This is a genomic window from Cellulomonas sp. GbtcB1, assembly GCF_019091725.1.
GTDB lineage: Bacteria > Actinomycetota > Actinomycetes > Actinomycetales > Cellulomonadaceae > Cellulomonas.
Window position 1 is genome coordinate 1 of record NZ_JAGXJG010000390.1, and the last position, 249, is coordinate 249.

1 protein-coding gene is annotated in these 249 nt (G+C 79.5%); it reads left to right on the plus strand.

What is annotated here, in order from left to right:
• The coding region (locus KVT14_RS20805) for a hypothetical protein (RefSeq protein WP_217617338.1) at window positions 1-249 on the plus strand (249 nt) is incomplete at both ends.

Sequence of the window (249 nt, forward strand, 5' to 3'; positions counted from 1 at the left end):
CGCGCTGGGGTCGACCCCGGTGCTGGACGCGTCGGTACAGGTGCGGCTCGCGGACTGGGTCCGGGCGGGCGGGCGGCTGCTGGTCCACGGGCCGGTGCCGTCGCTCGACCCGCTCGGCGAGCCGTGCACGGTGCTGCTCGACGTGCTGGGCGTGACGGCCGGGGCGCGGGCGGGGTCGTCGGCGACGCGGTTCCCGTCGGTCACGCCGGCGGACGACCGGCTGCCGCTCGCCGAGGTGCGGGCGGGGTT